Origin of the sequence: Psychrobacter sp. AOP7-B1-24, from assembly GCF_052376215.1 — a bacterium.
Taxonomy (GTDB): domain Bacteria; phylum Pseudomonadota; class Gammaproteobacteria; order Pseudomonadales; family Moraxellaceae; genus Psychrobacter.
On record NZ_JBQSVL010000057.1, the window covers coordinates 1 to 20842 of the forward strand.

The 20842-nt window shown below is 41.7% G+C and carries 20 protein-coding genes; 7 read left to right on the top strand and 13 right to left on the bottom strand.

All coding sequences use genetic code 11. The features are described from left to right. Positions 1 to 161: 161 nt before the first annotated feature. From ACT3QP_RS10895 to ACT3QP_RS10925, 7 genes are all read right to left on the bottom strand, one after another. The gene (locus tag ACT3QP_RS10895; RefSeq protein ID WP_444525514.1) at positions 162 to 383 is read right to left on the bottom strand and encodes a hypothetical protein; all 222 of its coding nucleotides are present in this window, start codon (positions 381 to 383) and stop codon (positions 162 to 164) included. A gap of 126 nt (positions 384 to 509) precedes the next feature. Next, positions 510 to 980, bottom strand: coding sequence for a YbjQ family protein (locus tag ACT3QP_RS10900; protein ID WP_444525515.1), 471 nt, complete (start codon positions 978 to 980; stop codon positions 510 to 512). 50 nt (positions 981 to 1030) lie between these two features. Further along, entirely contained in the window at positions 1031 to 1495 is a 465-nt protein-coding gene (locus ACT3QP_RS10905; RefSeq protein ID WP_444525516.1) for a YbjQ family protein, read from the bottom strand. A gap of 23 nt (positions 1496 to 1518) precedes the next feature. Then, the gene (locus ACT3QP_RS10910) at positions 1519 to 2028 is read right to left on the bottom strand and encodes a hypothetical protein (RefSeq protein ID WP_444525517.1); all 510 of its coding nucleotides are present in this window, start codon (positions 2026 to 2028) and stop codon (positions 1519 to 1521) included. A gap of 34 nt (positions 2029 to 2062) precedes the next feature. Beyond that, on the bottom strand, positions 2063 to 2620 hold the full coding sequence (locus ACT3QP_RS10915) for a YecA/YgfB family protein (protein ID WP_444525518.1): 558 nt from the start codon (positions 2618 to 2620) through the stop codon (positions 2063 to 2065). Between the two features lie 237 nt (positions 2621 to 2857). Further along, a complete protein-coding gene (locus tag ACT3QP_RS10920) occupies positions 2858 to 3094 on the bottom strand; it encodes a PA3496 family putative envelope integrity protein (protein WP_444525519.1) in 237 nt (78 codons plus the stop codon). Positions 3095 to 3280: 186 nt separating this feature from the next. Next, positions 3281 to 4756 (bottom strand): hypothetical protein, encoded by a 1476-nt coding sequence (locus ACT3QP_RS10925; protein WP_444525520.1) that lies wholly within the window; start codon positions 4754 to 4756, stop codon positions 3281 to 3283. A gap of 404 nt (positions 4757 to 5160) precedes the next feature. Here ACT3QP_RS10925 and serB point away from each other — a divergent pair, with 404 nt between their 5' ends. From serB to hemJ, 6 genes are all read left to right on the top strand, one after another. Next, complete coding sequence (gene serB / locus ACT3QP_RS10930; protein WP_444525521.1) at positions 5161 to 6351, top strand: phosphoserine phosphatase SerB; 1191 nt, start codon at positions 5161 to 5163, stop codon at positions 6349 to 6351. Between the two features lie 213 nt (positions 6352 to 6564). Then, on the top strand, positions 6565 to 7566 hold the full coding sequence (locus tag ACT3QP_RS10935; protein ID WP_444525522.1) for a DUF368 domain-containing protein: 1002 nt from the start codon (positions 6565 to 6567) through the stop codon (positions 7564 to 7566). Between the two features lie 260 nt (positions 7567 to 7826). Continuing rightward, positions 7827 to 8219 carry an AciT family ciprofloxacin tolerance protein gene (gene aciT, locus ACT3QP_RS10940; RefSeq protein ID WP_444525523.1) on the top strand — a complete coding sequence of 131 codons (393 nt, stop codon included), beginning with the start codon at positions 7827 to 7829 and terminating at the stop codon, positions 8217 to 8219. A gap of 198 nt (positions 8220 to 8417) precedes the next feature. Next, on the top strand, positions 8418 to 8924 hold the full coding sequence (locus ACT3QP_RS10945) for an SCP2 sterol-binding domain-containing protein (protein WP_192519909.1): 507 nt from the start codon (positions 8418 to 8420) through the stop codon (positions 8922 to 8924). Between the two features lie 222 nt (positions 8925 to 9146). After that, a complete protein-coding gene (bioB, locus tag ACT3QP_RS10950; RefSeq protein ID WP_444525524.1) occupies positions 9147 to 10310 on the top strand; it encodes a biotin synthase BioB in 1164 nt (387 codons plus the stop codon). Between the two features lie 32 nt (positions 10311 to 10342). Further along, positions 10343 to 10777 (top strand): protoporphyrinogen oxidase HemJ, encoded by a 435-nt coding sequence (hemJ, locus tag ACT3QP_RS10955; protein WP_444525525.1) that lies wholly within the window; start codon positions 10343 to 10345, stop codon positions 10775 to 10777. A 97-nt stretch (positions 10778 to 10874) separates the two neighbouring features. Here hemJ and ACT3QP_RS10960 read toward each other — a convergent pair whose 3' ends face one another. After that, positions 10875 to 11513: a hypothetical protein gene (locus ACT3QP_RS10960; RefSeq protein WP_444525526.1), complete on the bottom strand. Its 639-nt coding sequence runs from the start codon at positions 11511 to 11513 to the stop codon at positions 10875 to 10877. Between the two features lie 207 nt (positions 11514 to 11720). On the opposite strand from ACT3QP_RS10960, the gene ACT3QP_RS10965 reads away from it, so the two are divergent. Next, on the top strand, positions 11721 to 13286 hold the full coding sequence (locus ACT3QP_RS10965) for a WG repeat-containing protein (RefSeq protein WP_444525527.1): 1566 nt from the start codon (positions 11721 to 11723) through the stop codon (positions 13284 to 13286). A 195-nt stretch (positions 13287 to 13481) separates the two neighbouring features. On the opposite strand, the gene ACT3QP_RS10970 is transcribed toward ACT3QP_RS10965, so the two are convergent. From ACT3QP_RS10970 to ACT3QP_RS10990, 5 genes are all read right to left on the bottom strand, one after another. After that, a complete protein-coding gene (locus tag ACT3QP_RS10970; protein ID WP_444525528.1) occupies positions 13482 to 13973 on the bottom strand; it encodes a hypothetical protein in 492 nt (163 codons plus the stop codon). Positions 13974 to 14098: 125 nt separating this feature from the next. Then, complete coding sequence (rph, locus tag ACT3QP_RS10975; protein WP_444525529.1) at positions 14099 to 14815, bottom strand: ribonuclease PH; 717 nt, start codon at positions 14813 to 14815, stop codon at positions 14099 to 14101. Positions 14816 to 14943: 128 nt separating this feature from the next. Further along, positions 14944 to 16719 carry an AMP-binding protein gene (locus ACT3QP_RS10980; protein WP_444525530.1) on the bottom strand — a complete coding sequence of 592 codons (1776 nt, stop codon included), beginning with the start codon at positions 16717 to 16719 and terminating at the stop codon, positions 14944 to 14946. A gap of 394 nt (positions 16720 to 17113) precedes the next feature. After that, on the bottom strand, positions 17114 to 18841 hold the full coding sequence (locus ACT3QP_RS10985) for an AMP-binding protein (protein ID WP_444525531.1): 1728 nt from the start codon (positions 18839 to 18841) through the stop codon (positions 17114 to 17116). A gap of 322 nt (positions 18842 to 19163) precedes the next feature. Continuing rightward, on the bottom strand, positions 19164 to 20842 hold a 1679-nt coding region (locus ACT3QP_RS10990), incomplete at its 5' end, for a vWA domain-containing protein (RefSeq protein ID WP_444525532.1).

Consider the following 20842-nt stretch of genomic DNA (forward strand, 5'->3'; position numbering starts at 1 on the left):
CGGCTGTCACCCTTCTTTTATTACTCCAGCATACTTTTTGATACACCACCAAAAATAGTATAGCTTTATAATCACTATTTATTGAAAGAATCAAGCTACCAGACAGTCATATATAGACTTTTGTTTGAAATATTACTTATGTGACTAGATTTGATCACCGCTCAGTCACACCCGCCGCCGCCACCATCACCGCCGCAAAAGTCAGTGCTACCAGTTCCACTACTATGACTATTATCAAAGTCACCTCCCGCTGAATCCGATCCACGCTTTGAACGAGTTGAGTGACTACGCCAAATCATCACTTTGAACACACCATAAAACATCAATAGCCCAAAAACAATCTGTAAAAGCAGCATGAATCCCCAGAAAAAAAGTTCAAGCATAATATAGTCGACCCTCTATAATTTCTTGTTAGATATTGATAGCAATGCAAGGATAACTAAGAAAAATGCTTACTTTGGGATAAGAAAGACAGCGAGATTAAGGACATATTTTAAATTGGCAGGACTTTAGAGATGGTCAGTACTGATAACTGCCGTACCATAGGCGATGGCTTCTACCATACTGCCCAACTCGTTCACATTGCTCACTTCAAGACGCAAGCCATAAATATGGTTGTAGCCTTTCGCTTTAGCTTCGATACGCATCCGTACGATGGCTTCGCGGCGCGCACGATCTAAAAGTGTTTCATAAGTGGTTAGATTCTTACCAAAGATACTTAAGACGCGTGCGATAATCATTTTGAAATAATCTTGACCGATAACCACGCTGCCAAGTACCAGTTCACCCTGACTATCAACAGCCAACTGAGGACGATAAAAGCGTTCACTTGAAACAATAATATGATTTAGCTCTTGCTCTGCGATGCTTAACTGCGCTAGATGCTGACGCTCATGACGCGTGCCAAAGAACCAGCCGACCGCGAATAATAAAACAAACGGTGCATAGTTGAGCAGAAACTGGGTAAGTGAGTTATTCATAGCACGTCTCTTATCATAAAAAAAGCATCAATGCTTTCAGCGTTGGTTAGCTAATCAAAAGGATGGAAACGTGGCAAGTCATTATTTGACTCTGAGTTTTGCGCGTTTGAATGTTGCGCGTTTGGCTGTTGTATGTCTGGAGAGTGACCCGATTGATGATGAGCATCACTTGGTGGGTTTTGGTAAGATTGTTGCGCTATGGGTACGACCTTAACAGCTGTACCATAGACGAACAGCTCAGATGCACCTTGTGTGATACTAGAAGTCGAAAAACGCAGACCGACGATAGCATCCGCGCCCAATGCTTTCGCTTTGACAATCATGCGATCTATCGCTTCTTGACGCGACTCTTCTAATAGCTCGGTATAAGCGGTCAGCTCGCCACCGACGATGTTTTTTAACCCCGCAAACAAGTCTTTACCGACGTGCTTTGAGCGCACCGTACTACCGTACACCACGTCCAAACGCTCGGTAATTTGATAATTGGGTAAGTGCTCAAGATTGGAGAGTTGCATAGTATCGTAACCTAATTAAAAAATCAGTAAATTTTCTGAGCAATATGACGACATAACGCATCTATATACATATTTTCATCTTCTTTTTCAGTGTTACCTACATAGTTAAAATTTCCTAGTAATCCTGCGTTTACAAAAAGCTCTTTTTCTTCATTTTGCTGTAGAATTTTGTTATCACTAATAACTTGATAGCTATAGGCAATTTCGGGGCTACCGATAGATTTCTGCATACCAAATGCTTCGCCCGAGTAAATTCTTCTATAATCTACATCTATATCTAAACCAGCATTTGCATTCGCCTGATACTTGCCCTCTTTAGACAACTCAGTAACTAAACAATTACTAAGGTACTGCTCAATATCAGCTTGACTATAAAACACTGGATTGTCATATTTTTGCCTCAAAGTGACATTGATAGAGTCCACCTTCATCTTCGCTACACTTACATTACTCTTCGTGTTCAAAGAAGATGTTGTAGTGCAACCGACTAAACTGACAGATCCCAAAATCGAACATAATAATAACTTTTTCATAATTGGCCTGTGGCGTTTGGTGATATACCCAAAATTAATCATTGGTATGAAACAACAAAAACAATTCAGTCAAATTGCCTTCGATGCTGTTGGCCATTTGCGCCATTTTATCTTCATCTTTACGCATCTCAGAAAGCTCTGGATCTTCATCATCAATACCGCTTAGAACAATCATTGGCAAAGTCAAAACTGCCACGTCTTCTGCTGTTTCTTCATCTTCAAACCAATCACTGGCTTCATCGCCATACATCGCATCAACAAAGCCAATTGACCAAGCAACGATATCTGACTCATCTGAAAAATCGACTGCCACTTCTTCATCACCAGCATCTTCACCAAATGGTAGCTCAATAGGTGTCTCATTTTTTAGCTCAGCGATGATTGAGTCACGCCAGCGTTGAATACCGTCGATGACATTGTCTGGAATTTCACTGGCATGACCTTCAAACAGCGCATCCATCCAGTTAGGTAATGGACGTCCAATGACCGTCGCTGTCAAAAAACCATGCGCAGCGACACTGTCAAGTACAAACTGACTCTCTTGGTTGTCCATATAGTCTAATAATTCGTCAAAACTTAATGGGTTGCTCATAGTATAATTGTCCTTGAAGGGTGAGTTGCAGCAGTCGTAATAAACGATTGACTGAATACAGAATCATGGATGGTTTGAAGATAAGGATCATCTGAATAGGTTAATGACAATAATAGAAATTTGGAAAACAGAACATCACTGGATTAATAAAGTCCACTGATAACCTGTTATTTCGATACTTTAGTCGGCTTAAATGGCTTAACGCCCTTACCAGAACATAACAATTCAGCCCAAATACTAAAAATCGTCATCGTCCCAGTCATCGCCATCTTCATCGAAACTATCGATGTCATCTAAGTCATCTTTTAGCTCTCTGGCCAAACGTTTTTCTTCTAACAAGTTATCGATTAGTCGACGCTTCTCAAGACTACTTAAGCGCGTACGCACACTCGTCTCGGCCTCTTCCACCATCTTTGCATCATCATCGTCAACAAAATCATCATCAAAATCGTTGTCAATATCAGCATCACTCATGACAAACTCCTATCATTTTTGGCAAAGGTATTAAGAATACATTAATATATATATGCCTTATAAAGTCTCTACTGAACGTTGTCAATCCTTTTTATTACTTTCCTTTGCTAAGCCAAGATAACGATATGGTCAATATAACAGACAATCATCCATAAATTGGTAAAAATAGTTACCGCCAAATCTTTTCTATGAAATATCTGGCTCATCTTCACTTTCGATCATTAGGACTGAATTACGGACGTCAGCTAATCGTTGAATCATCGAGTCATTACCACCATCAAATATGGCACACTCACGTTCATAAACAGTGGTTGGTCGCATGATACTTTGAACTTGCACATGATTACCGATTTGTTTGAGTCCAGCATTCGGGAGCAATATTAGCATTTGCTCTTTTTTGCCAACGCTGTGTAGTAGTTGCGTCATAGCCTCACTTTGGGCATCATCGCTGACACCCGCTTTTGCAGGTAAAGCAAAGCGTGAAAGCTCAATATGCTTATCATGAATAATCTTGTTGAGCATTAGGTATAATTTACCAAGCATCACACCTGCCAACGCGACCTTAGCATGACTGTTATCTGCTTTTAACAACACACTCGCACCACCATCATCGAATTGTGGTTCATTCATTGCGCTGACACCTAGCAGCAACGGCTGCTTCAGTAACTCAGTCACCGCTTGGTTCAGTAGCTGCGTACATAATGCCAAATACGGCAAACGCTGCGCTGGTGCCAGGCGCTCAAGCATATTAAACTCATCATGAAAGACAATCTGCACTCTCACGCTATCAAGTGAGCGTGTAGCAGACAGGCGGGTGGCATTATGAGGCTTATGAATCGTGTCATCAATATCACTTGTTTCTTCTTGTGTCGTGCTTTTCTCTACTTGCTCAGTAGCTGTGTTATCAACAGCACTAGCCATAGATCCTGTCGCATCACTTTCCACATCCTGATTCTGTTGCGTTCTTAAGTACTCATTTACTTCACTATGCACATTAAATTTACGAGCGTTGGTTGTTGGTTTTTCGATTGGGTTTTCAACGGGACTGTCTGTTTCTTTATGTTCATTTACTTGGCTATCCGCTGAGCGGCTTTCGCGATTACGATTGCGCTGATTGATTTCTACATACTGATCACGATGCAAATCTTGAATATCACGGCTGAGCGCATTGATTTGCTCTTTGGTTGGACGGGCAATATAGCCGTAAATGAGCCAAAGTAGTAAATGCAACAGCATAGTGCCAATGACAAACGGCCATTGCATGGCGATAATCTCGCCTTTACTAATATCCTTTAAGGTCAGTGCAACACTACCAATTACGGCATCACCATTTGTAGCAATTTGACGAATCGTCTCACCCTGCTGCATAGGGGCATTGCCAACTGGTACCAATATTTCATCTTTATTGTCAGTGATCAGTATCTTTGTCACGTCTTGCTCGCTGGTATAGCGATTGGCAATCACACTTAAGCTGACACGGTCTTTATTTTCTAAAGACAGCCTAGCTTCATCAATCAGCTGTGCAACCATCTGCTCGCCTTTTAACGCGCGACTTTTGCTCAACTGTTGATCAGTACTAATGACCAATAAGAGAGTCTGCAAACAAAAACTAACCAGAAGAATAATGGCAAACAACCCTTGCCGCGGCGCTAAATACGTCATGATATGTTAAACTTTTTTGGATAAAAGAAATTAAAAAACAAGGCTATCGCTCATTTTTTGGCTAATTTTAAAAAATGGTGCAGCACACATATTTATAACGGACACAGGCATAAAATATTCGTTATAAATGATACGTTAATAAACTGGTATACACTGAACGAGCTATGACTGATAACTTTATCATGAATACAGTTCGCTATCCTCTCTACTATATCACCATAACCAGTCTTATAGCGTTAGCCGCTTTATAATTCTATGATAATAGCATTCCATTTTAAATGCTTCTTTATCTATTACAGTCGTTTTCCGGTCACCATGATACTTTGTGTGTCATCTATAGGCGCTGCCAAGGAAAGCTGCTATTATTCCCAATCTTATATGAGCATACAAGGGACAATTGAGCCATGCCAAACAATACATCTTATTCGTTACCAAAAGACAGCAAAGCATGGCAACAAGCCGTTGATTCTATTGCGTCTCTCTTACCTAACGATACCAATTTACAAGACTTTGACGCATTACAGTCACTACCTGTTTTTGCCCTAATTGTGGTGTTACCGACTAAAGTATCAACCCTTGATATTCATCAATATGTGCAATCGTGGGTCGATGAGCAGCCAAATTGGCATCTGGTCACCGTTGCTGAAGACAGCGATGCAAGCTTTGTCAATATCAGTGTTTCTGACATAGAACCAACAGCAAAAAATGCACAGCGTTTACCATTTACGCAATCACAAGTATTTCGCTATCTGCTAGTACCAGTCACTGACACATTAATGCACCCTGCCAAAAAAACCGCCGCCGCTCATATCATTGACGATCAGCTGACCACACGTTTACGTCATGATTTGGCTGAAGAATATAAAAACACTCGCAGTGCCGATAGCGCAGATAACGTAGATGTCGTCGACTGTCATATTTTATCCGTCGGTCATATGCTACGTACCCATAAACTTGCCTGTTTTGATATGGACTCCACGTTAATCGAGCAAGAAGTCATCGTCGAGCTGGCCAAAACGGCAGGTATCGGTGACAAAGTCGCTGCCATCACCGAATCAGCAATGCGCGGCGAAATCGATTTTGACGAATCTTTTGCCCAACGTGTGGCGTTGTTAAAAGACATTCCAACTAACGTACTCGATGATATTTGTAGTCGATTAACTTTATCACCAGGTGCTCGTACCACGATCAGTGCACTCAAAGCTTTGGGCTATCACACGGTATTGGTTTCAGGTGGCTTTACTTATTTTGCCCGTTATATCGCAGAGCAATTGGGGATTGATGAAGTGCATGCCAACTTCTTAGATATTGAAGAAGGCAAAGTCACTGGTCATGTTCAATTGCCTATCGTAAATGGTGCCAAAAAAGCGGCCATTGTTGAACATACGGCAGAGCGCTTGGGCATAGATATGTCACAAGTTGTCTGTATTGGTGATGGGGCGAATGATTTGCCAATGATGGCTATCGCTGATTTAGGTATCGCCTATCATGCCAAACCTATTGTCCAAGCACGTGCCGACTCTGCTATCAATGTGACTGGACTTGAAGGTGCTCTTTATGCGCTTGGCTATCCAGCGCTTGCCCCTGCTGAATAAATGCTAGATGCGTACAATCACTCTCCAAACCATATAAAAAGCTAGGTTGATTTTTTATCATCAATCTGGCTCTTGTGCTGTGTCGCCATCGTTTATACCAATATTTTGATAGTGCTATCTTTAGACTTATAGCTTGAACACAACTATGAACATCTACTCTCCACGCTTACTTTTTATCACCAACACTTATTTTGACATAATCAAGGATTGTCCATGACGGCATCACCATCACCGCGACCAAGCGAGTCGTCAGATCCACAGCCATTGGATACCCATGCGACTGCTACCGATAGTCCAAAAGCATTGTTAGGCGTGTATGTCAAAGGAATAGCAATGGGCGCAGCGGATATCGTGCCTGGCGTCTCTGGCGGCACCATCGCACTGATTGCTGGCGTTTATGAGCGTCTGATCAATGCACTCGGTAGCATCGGTCCCAATCTGTGGCAAATATTCCGACAAGAAGGTGGTATCAAAGGCTTGTTTGCTGTGTGGCGGCAGGTTGATGCAACATTCTTATTGTGCTTGTTACTCGGTATCGCCACCAGCTTTGCCACTTTAGCAGGCATTATCAAGCACCTATTAGATAACCAGCCCTTACTAATTTGGTCGTTCTTTTTTGGATTGGTCGTCGCCACCATATTTATATTATTAAGCGAGATTAAACGGTGGAATATAGGCCGAGCGCTGCTGTTCGCAGCAGGTCTCGTTAGTGCAGTGGTTATTAGCAGTTTGCCGTTACTATCCACCACACCAAGCTTAGCTTATTTGTTTTTTGCAGGAGCAATTGCGATTTGTGCCATGATATTACCAGGGATATCTGGCTCTTTTATCCTCTTATTACTAGGTGCTTATGACGCTGTATTAGAAGCGGTACACACCCTTAACTTCACCGCTATTTTCACAGTTATGGCAGGAATGCTCACTGGACTACTACTATTTACCCACGCACTTAAATGGTTGTTATCTCGCTACTATCAAGCAATGTTGGCACTGCTCACAGGCTTTATCGCAGGCTCCTTGATAAAAATATGGCCATGGAAAGTAGATACCTTAAACACACTTGATAGTGAGACCGTCATCAATGTGATGCCATGGCATTACCCTACAGGTGCGCATTGGCTCACAACACTGGGACTGATGGTATTGGGTGCTGTCTTGGTATCATTTATCTCTTGGTGGGGTCGTCATAACAACCATCATAATGACGATGTTTAATCACCATTAAGCACACAAAACTTCTCACAAAACAACACACGTGAATGTCGTCCTACATTTAAAAAAAATCGCTCTTCCTGTTAGAAATAAGCGCCTATCCTTATGGCGCTTAGTCTCAAGCCCCACCCTAGTAAACCACTAAGTAGGCTAAAAAACCAAACGTCATCGGTTGTCGCAAAGTGACCTCTACCCTCTTCAGCTTTGCTCAGTAAACTTTCATAATAGTCTTATTGGAATTCACCTTATGAATAGCGAGATGAATGATGTTACTGACTATATTTTCTTTTATCGACATAACGACATGGAGCAATGCTGCTTGGCTTGGCTATAGCTTATTAGCAGTGTTAATAATTGTACTCGCCATATCGTCTCAACGTTGGCTGCTGCTGTACCTATTTGGTGGTATGGTCTATTGGCTAGCCGTTGAAATCATCCACAGCCTGATATTGAGTCACTTTATGCTATCAGAATGGCACAGCTATATCATCGCCATGGGTATCAGTTGGCTACCACTAGCAAGTTGGGTATTATATCGAGCATTACGTTATGATGATCTTAGTCAATCTGTGCAACTGCAGCGTGAGCTGGAAGCATCTCGCTATATCGAGCACACGCCGGTTTATGATGATGACTATCAGCCACGCTTCCATTAGTACGCTCAATACTATATCAATCATATTGACGTCATCAATCATACTGACGTCATCGAATGTTACAAGATACTTAATACTCCCTACGTAACTCCTAAAGAATTAAATGCCATCAATCAGTTATAATCTAATTATATATTTGTCGCAAAAATTGTTATAAAGTACGCATTGTTTTGCGTCTCATTTTTTAGGAGTTCGATTATGTTTACTATTCCTGTGTTAGATATTAAGTCTGATCCTTTAGACGTATTGTTGGCGGTGATTGGTTACCGCTTGTCTATGCTCGCTGATAGCGATGATGAAAAAGTGAAAGCACTATTTGCTGACCGTAGTGTGACTATCGAATTTTCTAGCACTGAAGCTGATATCGCCCGTTACTTTGTCTTTGATAATGGCGACTTTAGCCAATATAGCGGTCATGCAAAATCGGCTGATTTGACCATCAACTTTAAAGATTCTATGACTGGTGTTAAGCTGTTGACTAAAGGCAACTTGCCAGCCTTTATGACAGCCGTTCAAGAAGGCAACTTGAGCATCGAAGGCGACTACAGCTTAATGATGTGGTTTAATAAACTTGCCAAACATATCGTTCCAGAAGTTCCAGAAGAGTGCAAACCATACCTTCAAAAAGCAAAGCCTTATGCTTACAAAGCACAGAATTTTGCCAATCACTGGATTGGTGTTGCCAAGCATAAATTGGGCAAATAACTAGATACGAACAATCAGATATGAATCGTCAGAACACTGAATGGCAAACTGAACATCACATAGTTACTGTTAATCTACTCTATTGTATTTAATATAAATACAATAGAGTGGCGCTCTGATTTTCTAAAAAGGTTACGGTATACTATATCGCAGCCTTTTTTATTTTTTTTAAGACAAAAAATAGTTAGATTTACTTAATATCGTTATAAAAGGACTTATCTCATGGCAGGATTACTTAGCATCTCAGAACCTAATGCCAGTAGCCCCACTAGCACAGTAGACAATCAAAATAACAGCAACAGTGACTTTTTGGCCAACCTAGCCACAGATGCTACTACAGCCAACCAAAAAACCACTCATAAACACACCCGTGCAGACATCGAAAAACTGTTTGATTTGCCTTTGATGGATTTGCTGCTACAAGCACAAACGATACACCGAGAGAACTTTAAAGCAAATGAAGTACAAATCAGCACCTTGTTGTCTATTAAAACAGGTAACTGCCCTGAAGATTGTGGCTACTGCTCACAGTCAGGTCACCATCGCGATACCACCAAACTCCAAGCCGAGAAACGTATAGAAGTGGACAAAGTCATTGCCGCTGCCAAACGTGCCAAAAACAGTGGCTCGTCACGATTCTGCATGGGTGCGGCCTGGAAACATCCAAGCGCAAAAGATATGCCCTATGTGGTTGAGCTCATTAAAGAAGTCAAAGCATTAGGGCTTGAAACCTGTATGACGCTTGGTATGTTAGATACCAATCAAGCGACGCAATTGGCAGAGGCTGGATTGGATTATTACAATCACAACCTAGATACCTCACGCAGCTATTATGAGCAAGTCGTCAGTACACGTAGCTATGACGAGCGCTTGGATACGATAGACAATGTCCGCAACTCAGGCATCAATGTCTGTAGTGGTAATATCGTTGGCATGGGTGAAAGCCGTGAAGACCGTATCGACTGGGTACATGAACTGCTAAAAATGCCAAAAGCACCTGAGTCTATTCCAGTTAACTTGCTCGTACCTGTTGCTGGCACACCTATTGGCGATAAAGTATTGGCCGAAGGTCAGCTTCCAGTGCTTGAGTGGATTCGTACCATCGCTGTGGCACGGATTTGCTGCCCAACCAGTTATGTACGTTTGTCTGCTGGTCGCGAAAGCCTATCTGACTCTGAGCAGGCATTGGCCTTTATGGCGGGTGCCAATTCATTTTTTTATGGTGATAAACTGCTGACTACAGGCAATGCCAGTCAATCAGGTGATGACAGACTCATGCGTGAGCTTGGCCTCACCAAGCAGTTTGCTGCACCAAGAGCACCCAAAGTATTGCCTGTAATAGATGCTATGAGCGGTCATCAATCACAAGTGGTATTGGCAGATTAGCATAAATTACAAGCTAAGCAAGAGGGACTATAATGGCAGATTATTTTAACTGGATTAAGGCGGCACACATTATCTCGATGGTGTGTTGGTTTGCGGCGATATTTTATTTACCGCGCCTATTTGTCTATCATGCAATGAGCGATGATGCCATCAGCCAAGAGCGCTTTAGTATTATGGAGCGCAAACTCTATCGCGGTATCATGACTCCATCGATGATAGCTACATGGATCTTTGGTCTATGGATGGTTGGGCTAGGATGGGATGTCTATAAAACGCAAGGCTGGTTGCACGTAAAACTATTATTGGTCGTATTATTGTCTGGCTATCATGGTGCTTGCGGTTTGTACCGTAAAAAGCTCATTGATAACCCACACTATAAGTCACATAAGTTTTGGCGCTGGTTTAATGAAATACCAGTGTTTGCGTTAATATTTATCGTTATTTTGGTCGTGGTAAAACCTTTCTAAAATCAGCAAAATCGTTGATACTCAACAATCAAAAGCGTCCATCACTAATACAAGTGACGGACGCTTTTTTATTAGGGTCTGTTGTATCTTAAGAGAGCTAGACACTAGGACGCATGATTTGATAAACATTACTCAAATCATAGACACGGTAACGGGCAGGCTCACGGCGGTTTTCACCAGCATAGCTTAATATTAACGCTTGCTTCGCGCGTTCATCGACCCAGCCGACAAACAACCCACTGTGCTCGACGTCATTATAACCATGGTTGATATAGTACAGCCAATCCCCAACCTCAATCTCGCCACTACTAGCATAAGGGCCTTGACCATAAGTGCCTTTGTGAATGGTATCGCGTGTCACCCCTGCTCGATTAAATACCGCATTTAAGTAATCCCAGCAGCCACCTTGAATAATGGTACGTTCATTAAGCGCCATCTTACGAGCGGTACTGACCACCTCACGAGCAGCAGGGCTACTTTGCGTTTCTGCACTACTTAATAACGGTAAATACTCACTATCGACATTGTCATAATTACCAGATAAAAACGCAGGTAACACCGTAGGCGCTTGACGCGATACGTCTGGATAGCGATAGGAAGTCGTTGTCGTTGATTGAGCTGATTTCTGAGCGATTAGCGCGCTCATACTATCTGCATGAGTTGGAGCAACCAAGCCAAAAGTCAGTAATAAGAAACTGCCAGATGCTGTAACTGACGATATAGGCAAACGCAACATGACTAATTCCTTGTCTATAAGATATAAATAGGTAAACGAAAATAATAAGCACTTTTTAACCTTACTTATAAACTATTTATAGCAGGTATTACAAGTCTACTCTTAAACATTAAACCATAAATGTGACATAAAAAACTATTTTCCGCTTACTATTGAAATTAAGTTGGGTTATTATCCTTTCAAATAAATAAAAACCTGGAAATCCTGATGTTCACTATTAAAACACCACTTATCGTTGGGCTTTTGGTAGCATCATCAGTGACTTATGCCGATGATGAATGTATCAAGCCTCAGGTTGCTGACGCCACACAAGTCACCTGTTTAACGACAAGTAATATAGCCATTGCGACACTTGATAATGCTTTGTGGGCGTTGGTAGACGCAAAAGGAGACGCACTAACGGACTATACGTTTGACCGAATGCGCTCTATAAATGACGGCCTGATCGCTGTGGCTCATGCTGATAAGGTAGGTGCCATTACTACACAAGGCAAGCAAGTGCTGCCTATGATTTATGACAACCTTCAGTTTTATCCCAATCAATACTTTCGTCTGAGGCAGGATGACAAATATGGCGTCGCTGATACTTCAGGAAAAGTTGTATTGCCAGTAGAATATGATTGGATCGATAGCCTAGATGATGATCAAAATCGGGTATTAATGGCAAAACAGCAAAAAAAAGGCTTGATAGATAATGAAGGAAATATCATTTTGCCTGCAAAATATGACAGATTGTTTTGTTGTAATAATTCTGATTATGGAAAAGTCGCTATAGGCAATCGCTATGGGCTAACCAGCACTTTAGGAATGTTATTGACCCCAGTTGAATATCAAGATATTGAGATGTTTTCATACAACCCGACGGTACTAAAGGTAAAAAAGCAAGATAAATGGGGCTTGATGGATGCAACAGGTAAGGTTCTAAAGCCTTTCGAGTTTGATAAGCTACCTAGATTCTATATAGATGAGACAGGACTTCAACAATTCAAAAAAGACGGCAAGTATGGCTTTATGAATAACAAAGGGACTGTCGTTCTATCTGCTAATTATGACGATATCGATGTTTTCTATGAAGACACCTATGAATTGCGAAACGACAATCTTTATGGTCTTGCTGATGCAGCAGGTAAGGTAATCACACCTGTCACATACGACGCAATTGGTCCGCGTGATGAACAAGGATTGATAGAGGTCGAAAAAAACCAAAAACTAGGCCTCATCAATATTCAAGGAGAAGTTGTATTAGCAGCAGAATACGACGAACTAGGCTCTCCATATAATGAATCAGGCGTTAGAGAGATCAAAAAAGATGATAAATATGGACTGATAGACCGTCAAGGAAATATCTTGATAAAGCCTGAATATGACGCACTCGGCTGCTGTTCTTCAAACGGCTTTGGCTTTATCGTAAAAGATGGCCATGAAGGCGTTATTGACTCATCTGGTGAAATATATTTATCTGAAGATTATACTTATGTAGGGATGGCACCCAGCGGACTATTGTTAGTCGAGCGTGGCCGTCTACAAGGCCTAGCCAACAAGGAAAAACAACTAATAACGGCTATAGAGTATAAGAACATCTCACCATTCAGTGATGGCTTATCAGCGGTCGAAAAAGAGGAGAAATGGGGCTATATTGATACCTCAGGAAAGCTTGTAATCAAAAACATCTATGACAAGGCAGAGGGTTTCCATGATGGTGTCGCAGCGGTCAAAAAAGGCGACCAAACCTGGTTTATTAATAAACGAGGCCGTAGGGTTTCACCTCCTTGATAAGGTTAGTTACTTCAACTCTAGTGCGTGTCTTGGTTTTAATGATGATAGCTATAGTCAAAGTATTTTTAAATCGCTACAGTGCTGCTAGGATAAATTTTTCGCAACCTCTGTGAATACAGCAAGCAAGTAAAATTTGTACCAGTAGCACTATAATACAATCGTATAGGTCTTATGTTTCTTTGACTATATGTGCTAATTATTACTCATCTTGATATTCACATGACGCTTAGATAGCGCTTGACCTTGCAAAATGGCTTTGGCAGCAGTGGCTTCTTGGACACTATCAAAACCACTAATATGGTATTTACAGGCATCGCTAGCATCAACTATCTGTAACTGTTCGCCAACGAGTTTTGCTGTATCACCATCGGCCAAGTGGATGTGCTCACGCTTACCCTGATTGTCATGCACCAACTCACCTGCACGCACCCACAGTGTCCCGCCACTGATAACGCTAGCAATGGATTTTTTTTGTTTTTGCCGTTGGCGATTAAAAATAAAACTACCAATAATCAGTAACGCCAAGGCACCGATAGCAAGGCGCTCAGATAAAAAACTCATTGCCATCGCGACCGCAACTGCTCCTACCAATAACGCAGACCCGAACCAAAACATGCCGCTATCCGTCGTTTGCGACTGACTTTGCAAAGTGATTTTGGCGCCATCATCGGTCAGCTTAAGCATGCATTGTTACCTATTGCGAGATATCGGTTAGGTAACAGATAGCGGGCTATTAAAAACCAACTATCTGTCAGAGAATCGTTGTCGTATCAAAAAATCAGTGCCGCTTACAATCTACTAAAAGTAGACTACCAGCCTAAAGCTGTTTGCTGCATTTTAATCAATTCAGCAATACCTTTTTCGGCCAAAATAAGCATATCGTCTGCTTGTGCACGAGTAAATGGCTTCTCTTCAGCAGTTCCTTGTAGCTCGATAAACTCGCCCTTTTGAGTCATAACCACGTTCAAATCAGTATCGCAGCTAGAGTCTTCTTCGTAGTTCAAATCTAGGTACGCCTCGCCATCCTTCATACCGACAGACACGGCAGCGACCAAGCCAATTAATGGATCTGCTTTGAGTTTTTTGGTCTTTTGAATGGTCTCTAACGCATCAATCAGCGCAATCGCAGCACCAGTCACACTAGCGGTACGCGTGCCACCATCGGCTTGTAATACATCGCAGTCTAGGTAAATGGTATTTTCACCCAACTTGCTCAAGTCAATCATCGCACGTAGACTACGACCGATAAGACGTTGGATTTCTTGAGTACGGCCTGATTGTTTGCCGCGTGCCGCTTCACGCTGATTTCGGGTATTGGTCGCGCGTGGCAACATACCATATTCAGCGGTAATCCAGCCCTTGCCTTTGCCTTTCAACCAGCGTGGTACGCCAGACTCAACACTAGCAGTACACAGTACTTTAGTATCGCCAAAACTCACTAATACAGAGCCTTCAGCATGTTTGGTATAATGGCGCTCAAAGCTGATAGAGCGAAGTTGGTCAAGCTCACGATTGTCAATGCGCATAAAAATTCCTAGTACGATGTATGAAAAGCAATATTATAAAATTAGGTTATCCTAACGTGGCAACGGCGCAATAGCAAGATTCTCTCTAGCTATTACGCCGCTACTTTAGTAAGGCTTAGTAGCAAAAATTATTCTAAGCCTTCTATCTTCCGCAATTCTTTACGTAGAATTTTACCCACGTTTGATTTTGGTAATTCGTCAACGAACTGAATGCTACGTGGACGTTTATAACCAGTCAATTGCTTTTTGCCAAAATCAAGTAACTCTTGCTCTGTCACCTCGCCTTTTTTGACCACAAACAACTTTGGCTCTTCACCACGGTTTTCGTTAGGAACGCCAATAGCACCACACTCTACCACTGCTGGATGCTCACTCATGGCTTCTTCGATCTCATTTGGATAAACATTAAACCCCGAGACCAAAATCATGTCTTTTTTACGATCGACAATTTTGATAAAGCCTTTTTCATCCATAATACCGATATCGCCAGTTTTTAGATAACCACTAGCCGTAAAGGTTTCAGCTGTTTCTTCTGGGCGATTTTGGTAGCCAATCATTACCTGTGGACCTTTAACACAAATCTCACCACGATCACCCAGTGCGACTACATTTTCATCGTCATCAATTAATACCACATCAGTACTAGAAGCTGGGATACCAATCTTGCCAGTGAATTCTGCAATAGTCATTGGATTAAACGCTACCACTGGTGAGGTTTCAGACAAACCATAGCCTTCAACAATAGGCAAACCAGTAATTTTATGCCACTCTTTTGCCACGCTAGGCAATACAGACATACCACCACCGATAGACGCTTTTAGATTAGAAAAATCTAAGTCTGCAAAGCTTTCTTTGTGTACCAAACCGTTAAATAAGGTATTTACTGCTGGAATAAAAGCGGGTTTATGTTTGCCCATTTCTTTAATAAGGCCATCGAGATCGCGCGGATTAGGAATCAGCAATCCTGCATAACCCTGATACATACTGCACATACCACAAACCGTAAATGAGAACACATGGTATAACGGCAATGCGGTTAAGATAACATCGCTAGCATCAGCATCATCTTCAAATGCACTGTCCATAAGCGCACTAACCTGTAGCATATTGGCTACTAAGTTACCATGAGACAGCATCGCGCCCTTGGCGACACCGGTAGTACCACCGGTATATTGCAGCAATGCCACATCACTTAAATTCAAATCAGGACGCTGGTATTTACTGGCAGATACCGCATTTAATGCATGTTTAAAACTCACACTATTTGGCAAGCTATAATTAGGAATCATTTTTTTGATATGGCGAGCCACGAGATTAACCACTGCCCCTTTGATCATTCCTAGCATATCACCAAGTTTACAAACGATGACGTGCTCAACCTGACCTTTGTCTTCCGCTTCTTGATATGTCTTTGCAAAATTCTCTACGATGAATAGTGCTTTGGTACCACTATCATGTAACTGATGTGATAACTCACGGCTAGTGTATAAAGGATTGATATTAACCAACACCATGCCTGCACGTATAATACCCAAAGCAACCACTGGATATTGCAAGAGATTGGGCATCATTACCCCAACCTTATCTCCCTTAACTAATCCCAATGACTGCAAATAGCTGGCAATTTGACGACTATATAGATCTAATTGCTTGAAGGTAATAGACGCGCCCATACAGATATAGGCAGGTTTTTGACCATAGCGGCTAAAATTACGCTCAAACACATCAAGTAAAGAGGTATTGTCATCTGGCATATCGATAGTAGCAGCGATACCATAGCGCTCATAAGTATCTAACCATGGACTATCGCTAGGTATTGTCGGCATGATAGGAAATGCACGGTCTTGATAATTGCTCGTCGCAGCTTTATCGTTTATGGTCTCTTTATTGATATTGTCGGTCATAATTTTTCCTAAATATTACCGTTAAAAATGTAGAATACTCTAGTGCGTGTCCTCATTCTAAAAACGGTGCAATAGCTCGGTTCAGCTGAACCGAAAAACACATTTACAATATGTATATTACAAGGTTTATAAAGCAAGTCAGACATCGTTTTGTCAATATATATCACAATACTTCAGTAAGCGCTTTCGCTAAACACTATATCAGTTTTGTCAAATTTTCTCTATTAATACTAACGACCTCATAAAGAGGTAAATTTAAGCAAAAAAATGACAAGAAAGCATATAAGCAATCTTATCATTTTAAGTTATAAAGGCATCTGGTATCACGATATTTATGAGCGTCCAACCTGTGTAGACACTCATCACTCATTGTCCAATATTGAGCGCCAGTTAATTAACCGTGGTTCTTTTCTTCAAGTACTCGTAAGTCTTTACGCAGAATTTTACCCACATTAGATTTTGGCAACTCATCAATAAACTCAACGTGGCGAGGACGTTTGTAGCCTGTTAAATGCTCTTTCGCGTATTCAATAACTTCTTCAGTCGTTAGACTAGGATCATTACGTACGACATAAATTTTAGGTGTTTCGCCGCTTTTTTCATCATTGATACCAATAACACCGCATTCTAGAATTTTAGGATGACCTGCCATGACCTCTTCGACTTCGTTAGGATAGACGTTAAACCCAGACACCAAAATCATGTCTTTTTTGCGGTCAACGATAGTAACGTAGCCATTTTCAGCCATGATACCAATATCACCAGTGCGGAAAAATCCATCCGCTGTCATGACCTCAGCCGTCGCATCTTCACGATTCCAATAGCCTTTCATGACCTGTGGGCCACGAACACTGATTTCGCCGCGCTCACCAAGCTCAACTTCATTACCAGCATCATCTAAGATGGCCACATCAGTTGCTGGCATAGGCACACCAATGGTACCCGTGAATGTTTTGCTGTTTCTAGGGTTAGAGGTCGCTACTGGTGCTGTTTCAGACAAGCCATAGCCTTGAATGATAATATTACCAGTTACTTGACGCCACTTTTCTGCTGTTGGACTCAGTACTGCCATGCCGCCACCCATCGATTGACGCAGCTTGCTATGATCCATCGCTATAAATTCTTCATTATTGGCAAGCGCATTAAACAACGTATTAACGGCAGGGAAAAACGCTGGTGGGTTCTCTTTATAGGCTTTAATTAGGCTGTCGAGGTCACGTGGGTTAGGCACTAATAGTACGGCACAACCTCGATGCAAACCAAACATACCGCAAACGGTAAACGAGAAAATATGATACATTGGCAATGCCGTCATGATGACTGGTTGCTCGCCTCTTTGGTCAAAATCATCAAACGCAGAGCCTAAAAAAGTATCTGATTGAATCAAGTTGGCGACCAAGTTTTTATGCGTGAGCATAGCCCCTTTAGCAACCCCTGTAGTACCGCCGGTATATTGCAAAACAGCAATATCACTTAAACTAATATTGGTGGGGCGCTTGTATTGCCCAGCACTAAATTTTTTGAGTGCGGCTTTAAAGGTAACACTGTTTGGAATATTGTATTCTGGCACCAGTTTTTTAACACGGCGAACCACCGTATTGACAATAAAGCCTTTTAACGTGCCCATCAAATCGCCCATACCTGTGATAATCACGTTATCGACCACTGGTCTGCCAATATCTTGGTAAGTTTTGGCAAAGTTTTCGACCATAATTAAGGCTTTGGCCTCAGAATCGGTCAGTTGATGCTCAAGCTCTCTAGTCGTGTATAAAGGGTTTACATTCACCAATGTTAAGCCTGCACGCAATACAGCAAGAACCGCAACTGGCAGCTGCAAAATATTGGGCATCATAACCGCGACCTTGTCACCCTTGACCAACCCTAACGACTGTAAATACGCTGCCATTTTACGGCTGTACAAATCGACTTCTTGGAAACTGAGTGACGCACCCATGCAAATATATGCCGTTTTATCGCCATTGGTTGCAAAACTCTGCTCAAAAATATCGATCAGTGAGGTATTATCAGCTGGTAAGTTAATCTCGTAATCTAGCCCAAGTTCTTCATAGGTTTTTAGCCAAACCTTATCATCACGACGGATTAAGTTTCCTTGATTTTCCATAATCTTTTTTCTCCTAGTAATAATACACTACCGTCAGCGCATTCGAATCACAGTGTGATAGCTATACAAAAAGTCAGACCTGGCTACCATCATGGTAATAAACAAGGCTGCGACGTAATCATATGACGCTAAACAAACAATATAGTGGTAAATAGTCCTTTATTTATTAACATACACACTTTGTACAGACTACTCAATATAAAAGATTGCTGCGTGAGTTCGTAAACAAGCTTGACGAAAAATAAGTAATTTGATATCAAATACTTAATTACGAAAACCAATGAGTTTTAACAACTTGTAGGTAGAGTCTGTTGCCCATTTATTACTTTGTACCGTTAAGTGCATCTGCCAATTCCGTTAAGATCACGAAGTTACGGCGAGTACCATCTAAATCGCTGTTTGGTTGACGGGCAATACTACTTGTTGCCAACTTACTACTGTCATTGTATTGCCACTCATTAATATACTCATTCTGGGTTAGGCGTTGACCAAAACCTGCCACTGAAATCGCAAACTGAGTATCCGTGTTGGCTTTATCTAGAGAATGACTGGCATTATGAAGTGGCTGATTAATAAGTATAGAGTCACCGCCTGTTGGTTCTTTATAACGAATTTTTAGATAGCCAAGCTCATTGGCTTTCTGATTGCTGGTTACGTTAGTAGTGGTAGTGGTAGTGCTATCAGCATAACGACGCTCACTATATAGGCCTTTTTGTCCTTTAGGGGTGATTTCAAATAATGCGATAACTGCTTTGCCTGCGCCCAACTCGCCTGCATCGACTTTATCATTGTTAAAGTCTTGCTCATTAAGGACACGATTTTCATAACCAATCAAGCGCCATTCACTCACAACATCAGGATTAAACTCAACTTGGACTTTTACATCTTTAGCGACAGTATTAAATGTCGCGGCTAGCTCATCCCCAAAGACTTTTTTTGCTTCAGTGAGACTGTCAATATAGCTGTAATTACCATTACCATTGTCCGCCATCTGCTCCATCATGTAGTCATTGAGATTACCACGACCGAAGCCAACGGTAGACAAAGAGATACCACGATCGCGATTGGCTTTGACCAAATCCAGCATCTCATCGACATCACTAATACCAACATTAAAATCACCATCCGTTAGCATCATAATTCGATTGATACCGTCCTTTTTTAGTCCTTGTTCAGCTTGTCTGTAAGCCAATTTGAGCGCATCCTCCCCATTAGTTGATCCTGATGCATTCAACCCATCAATCGCAGCCAATATTTTTGCTTTTTGATCACCACTGGTCGCAGACAGTGCCACACTAGTACTACCTGAATAGGTCACGATACTGATACTGTCTTGAGCGCGCATTTGCTCTGTTAATAGTTTAAGCGAAGACTGTGCCAATGCTAGCTTGTCGCGAGAAGACATAGAGCCTGAGACATCTACTAAGAATACGAGATTAGCAGGTGGTATAGACTGCTTATCCGACTTTTTCGACCAACTGTTATCAACAGCCTTGATACCCACTTTGATGATTTTATTATCTTGATCCGCTTTATCCCATGGTGAGTCAACCACTTCAGTTGCAACGACAAACGGTGCATTGGCAATACGTTTACCATCATCAAATTCATAATTAAAATAGTTAATCAACTCTTCTACTCGCACGGCACCGACAGGTGGCAATTGACCCTCATTTAGATAGCGACGTACATTGGCATAGCTACCTGTATCAGTATCGATAGACAAAGTCGACACCGCCATATCCGTAGTTCGATGTACAGGATTGGCTGCGTTTTTTTGATACTTATCACCGGCTTCTGGTGTGATACCGATAGGTTCAGGTCTGACTATAGACGGTAGTATTGGAGCTTGTATGTCTGAAGAAGGTAGCGGTATTGGAGAGTGTAATTCTGAAGAAGGTAGCGGTGATGCCGACTCCCTCAACACCAAAAAGCGATCAGCGCTGTTCATATCAGAGACTGGCGGTGTATTTGGTAATGTATCAGGGTGGCGTGGTTTTT

Excerpts from the sequence above, each read along its gene's own strand:
- ACT3QP_RS10895 (WP_444525514.1), bottom strand. The coding sequence starts at position 383 with ATGCTTGAACTTTTTTTCTGGGGATTCATGCTGCTTTTACAGATTGTT.
- ACT3QP_RS10900 (WP_444525515.1), bottom strand. The coding sequence starts at position 980 with ATGAATAACTCACTTACCCAGTTTCTGCTCAACTATGCACCGTTTGTT.
- ACT3QP_RS10905 (WP_444525516.1), bottom strand. The coding sequence starts at position 1,495 with ATGCAACTCTCCAATCTTGAGCACTTACCCAATTATCAAATTACCGAG.
- ACT3QP_RS10910 (WP_444525517.1), bottom strand. The coding sequence starts at position 2,028 with ATGAAAAAGTTATTATTATGTTCGATTTTGGGATCTGTCAGTTTAGTC.
- ACT3QP_RS10915 (WP_444525518.1), bottom strand. The coding sequence starts at position 2,620 with ATGAGCAACCCATTAAGTTTTGACGAATTATTAGACTATATGGACAAC.
- ACT3QP_RS10920 (WP_444525519.1), bottom strand. The coding sequence starts at position 3,094 with ATGAGTGATGCTGATATTGACAACGATTTTGATGATGATTTTGTTGAC.
- ACT3QP_RS10925 (WP_444525520.1), bottom strand. The coding sequence starts at position 4,756 with ATGACGTATTTAGCGCCGCGGCAAGGGTTGTTTGCCATTATTCTTCTG.
- serB (WP_444525521.1), top strand. The coding sequence starts at position 5,161 with ATGCCAAACAATACATCTTATTCGTTACCAAAAGACAGCAAAGCATGG.
- ACT3QP_RS10935 (WP_444525522.1), top strand. The coding sequence starts at position 6,565 with ATGACGGCATCACCATCACCGCGACCAAGCGAGTCGTCAGATCCACAG.
- aciT (WP_444525523.1), top strand. The coding sequence starts at position 7,827 with ATGATGTTACTGACTATATTTTCTTTTATCGACATAACGACATGGAGC.
- ACT3QP_RS10945 (WP_192519909.1), top strand. The coding sequence starts at position 8,418 with ATGTTTACTATTCCTGTGTTAGATATTAAGTCTGATCCTTTAGACGTA.
- bioB (WP_444525524.1), top strand. The coding sequence starts at position 9,147 with ATGGCAGGATTACTTAGCATCTCAGAACCTAATGCCAGTAGCCCCACT.
- hemJ (WP_444525525.1), top strand. The coding sequence starts at position 10,343 with ATGGCAGATTATTTTAACTGGATTAAGGCGGCACACATTATCTCGATG.
- ACT3QP_RS10960 (WP_444525526.1), bottom strand. The coding sequence starts at position 11,513 with ATGTTGCGTTTGCCTATATCGTCAGTTACAGCATCTGGCAGTTTCTTA.
- ACT3QP_RS10965 (WP_444525527.1), top strand. The coding sequence starts at position 11,721 with ATGTTCACTATTAAAACACCACTTATCGTTGGGCTTTTGGTAGCATCA.
- ACT3QP_RS10970 (WP_444525528.1), bottom strand. The coding sequence starts at position 13,973 with ATGCTTAAGCTGACCGATGATGGCGCCAAAATCACTTTGCAAAGTCAG.
- rph (WP_444525529.1), bottom strand. The coding sequence starts at position 14,815 with ATGCGCATTGACAATCGTGAGCTTGACCAACTTCGCTCTATCAGCTTT.
- ACT3QP_RS10980 (WP_444525530.1), bottom strand. The coding sequence starts at position 16,719 with ATGACCGACAATATCAATAAAGAGACCATAAACGATAAAGCTGCGACG.
- ACT3QP_RS10985 (WP_444525531.1), bottom strand. The coding sequence starts at position 18,841 with ATGGAAAATCAAGGAAACTTAATCCGTCGTGATGATAAGGTTTGGCTA.